The following is a 2,595-nucleotide window of genomic DNA, read 5'->3' as shown; positions in this document are numbered from 1 at the left end:
TACGCCGAACTCGCGGGCGAAGCTCGAAGAGGTGCCCGACGGGCTGTGGGTCAAGTGCTCGAAGTGCGGCGCGATGCTGTACCGGAAGGAGCTGGTGAAGGACTTGCTGGTATGCAAGCGCTGCGCGCATCACTTCCGGCTCGGCGCCCACGAGCGCATCGAGATCATGGCCGACCCAGAGAGCTTCCGCGAGTTCGACGCGGACCTGTCCCCCACCAATCCCCTCGCCTTCCCGGGTTACGACGAGCGCCTCGCCGAGACGCAGGAGCAGACGGGCCTGCGCGACGCCTTCGTGTGGGGCGAGGCGACCATGGGCGGCATTCCGGTGGTCATCGGCGCGTCCGACTATCGCTTCATCATGGCGAGCATGGGGTCGGTGCTGGGCGAGAAGGTGACGCGCGCGTTCGAGCACGCGCGGGAGGCGGGCGTGCCGGTGGTGCTGTTCAGCTGCTCCGGGGGGGCGCGCATGCACGAGGGGCTGCTGTCGCTGATGCAGATGGCGAAGACGTCGGCCGCCGCGAAACGGCTGGCGCAGGCGGGCTCGCCGTACATCTCCGTACTCACCGATCCGGTCACGGCAGGCGTGCTCGCGAGCTACGCGTTCCTCGGCGACATCATGATCGCCGAGGCCGGCGCGCTGGTGGGTTTCGCCGGGCCGCGCGTGATCGAGCAGAACCTCAAGATCAAACTCCCGCCGGGCACGCACACCGCCGAGTTCCAGCTTCAGCACGGCATGCTCGACCTCGCGCTGCATCGGCGCGAGCTGCAGCCGACGATCGTCAAGTTGTTGGGGTGGATGGTGTGACAGCCGCCGCCGCCGCGATTGTCGCCGCGCCGGCGAGCTGCTCGGGGAATCGGCCCCGACGTTCGGCGGTAACGGCCCACCGCGAAGGAGGCGGGTGATGCAACCCCCGAGCCGGTGGCTGCCATTCGAGAAGCCGCTTCAGGAGTTGGAGGAGTACGTCCAGGAGTTGGAGCGGCTGACCGCCACGCGCGGCATTGACAAGTCGGCCGAGATCGCCCGGCTCAAGGCGCGGCGCGACAAGCTGTGCGAGCAGATCTTCTCCCAACTATCGCCGTGGGACAAGGTGCTCATGGCACGCCACCCGAGCCGCCCGTACACGATGGACTACATCAGGCTGATGTTCGAGGATTTCGCGGAGCTGCACGGGGACCGGCGGTTCGGCGATGATCCGGCGATCGTGGCCGGCCTGGCGTGGCTCGACGGACGCCAGGTCGCCGTGGTCGGGCATCAGAAAGGGCGCGACCTCAAGGAGCGGCAGTTCCGCAACTTCGGGAGCGCGCGGCCGGAGGGCTACCGCAAAGCGCTCCGCGTGATGCAGCTCGCGGAGAAGTTCGGGCGGCCGGTGGTCTGCTTTGTTGACACGCCTGCGGCGGAATCGCGCCTGGAGGCGGAGGAGCGCGGCATCTGCGAGGCGATCGCTCGGAACCTGGCGGAGATGTCGGTGCTGCGGGTGCCCATCGCCGTCGTGGTGATCGGCGAAGGGGGCAGCGGAGGCGCCATCGGCATCGGGGTCGGCGACTGGGTCATGATGCTGGAGCATTCCACGTATTCCGTCATACCGCCGGAGGGGTGTGCGGCGATTCTCGATGCGTTCGGCCGCGACGCGTCCCGCGGGCCGGAGGCGGCGCAGGCGCTGCGCCTGAGCGCCCAGGACGCGCTGGAATTTGGCATCGCCGACGAGGTGATTGACGAGCCGCTGGGCGGGGCGCACCGCGACCCGGGAGGGACCGCGGCGCGCATCAAGCATTCCGTGGTCCGCGTGTTCCAGCAGTTCGGGACAATGGACCCCGAAGAGTTGATCCGTCGCCGCTACGAGAAATTCCGCGGCATCGGCGTGTTCACGGAGCCGACGCCACAGGACGACGAAGTCGGGCCGCCAGCGACCGAAGGGTCAGACACCGCCTAGACGGGCCTGCCCCCGGTCGATCCCTCCGGATGTCCGCACGCGGACCGCCTGCCTCGGCCCATTTCCCCAGGTCTAGTCCGGCTGCAAGAAGAAGTTCACGTAGGTGGTTGAGCCGGCGCTGACCTGGACCGGCCACTTGGCCTGGGGCAGGTAGCCGGGCCTGATCGCCTGCACGACGTAGGTGCCCTCGGGCAGGTCGCTGTCAATCTCGTAGACGCCCCACGGCGGGGTCGTCATCGCCGTCGCCCACAGCAGCCCGCCGTGGTAAGCTCTCACCACCGCGTAGATGATGGGCACGCCCGTGACCCGATCCCTCACCTGACCCCGCAGCTTGCCCGAGGGCTGAAGGTTGAAGTTGACATACGTCGCCTCGCCGAGCGGTATGTCCACGCCCCACTTGTACTGCCTGACATACCCCTGCTTGGAGGCGCGCACTATGCAGTCATTGGCGGGCAGGCCGTCGTGTAAGGTCAGGTATATCTCGTATACGCCCCAGGGCGACCCGCTGCTTGTGCTCTGCCACAGCAGACCATCCTTGAATATGTCAACGGTGGCTCCGGGCAGCGGCCCCTGCGCCGCCCCATCCCGGACCTGCCCTTTGAGCCATGTTACCGGCTCCAGGTTGAAGTTGCAGTAGGTGGTCTCGCCCTCGACGATCGTGATC

At 67.7% G+C, this 2,595-nt stretch carries 3 protein-coding genes; 2 read left to right on the top strand and 1 reads right to left on the bottom strand.

Annotated elements, in window-relative coordinates; translation table 11 throughout:
* On the top strand, nucleotides 1-805 hold an 805-nt coding region (accD, locus tag JSV65_00125), incomplete at its 5' end, for an acetyl-CoA carboxylase, carboxyltransferase subunit beta (GenBank protein ID UCH34795.1).
* Between the two features lie 97 nt (nucleotides 806-902).
* Nucleotides 903-1,931 (top strand): acetyl-CoA carboxylase carboxyltransferase subunit alpha, encoded by a 1,029-nt coding sequence (locus JSV65_00120; GenBank protein ID UCH34794.1) that lies wholly within the window; start codon nucleotides 903-905, stop codon nucleotides 1,929-1,931.
* A 72-nt stretch (nucleotides 1,932-2,003) separates the two neighbouring features.
* Here the strand turns inward: JSV65_00120 and JSV65_00115 are convergent.
* Nucleotides 2,004-2,595, bottom strand: a 592-nt coding sequence (locus JSV65_00115) for a carboxypeptidase regulatory-like domain-containing protein (protein ID UCH34793.1), incomplete at its 5' end; no start/stop codon positions are given.

The sequence above is a fragment of the Armatimonadota bacterium genome, assembly GCA_020354555.1.
Taxonomy (GTDB): Bacteria; Armatimonadota; Hebobacteria.
The sequence above is the reverse complement of the archived record's forward strand: the minus strand, read 5'-3'. Positions and strand labels throughout refer to the sequence as shown.

Coding starts and splice junctions, on each gene's coding strand:
- JSV65_00120 (UCH34794.1), top strand. CDS start 903: ATGCAACCCCCGAGCCGGTGGCTGCCATTCGAGAAGCCGCTTCAGGAG.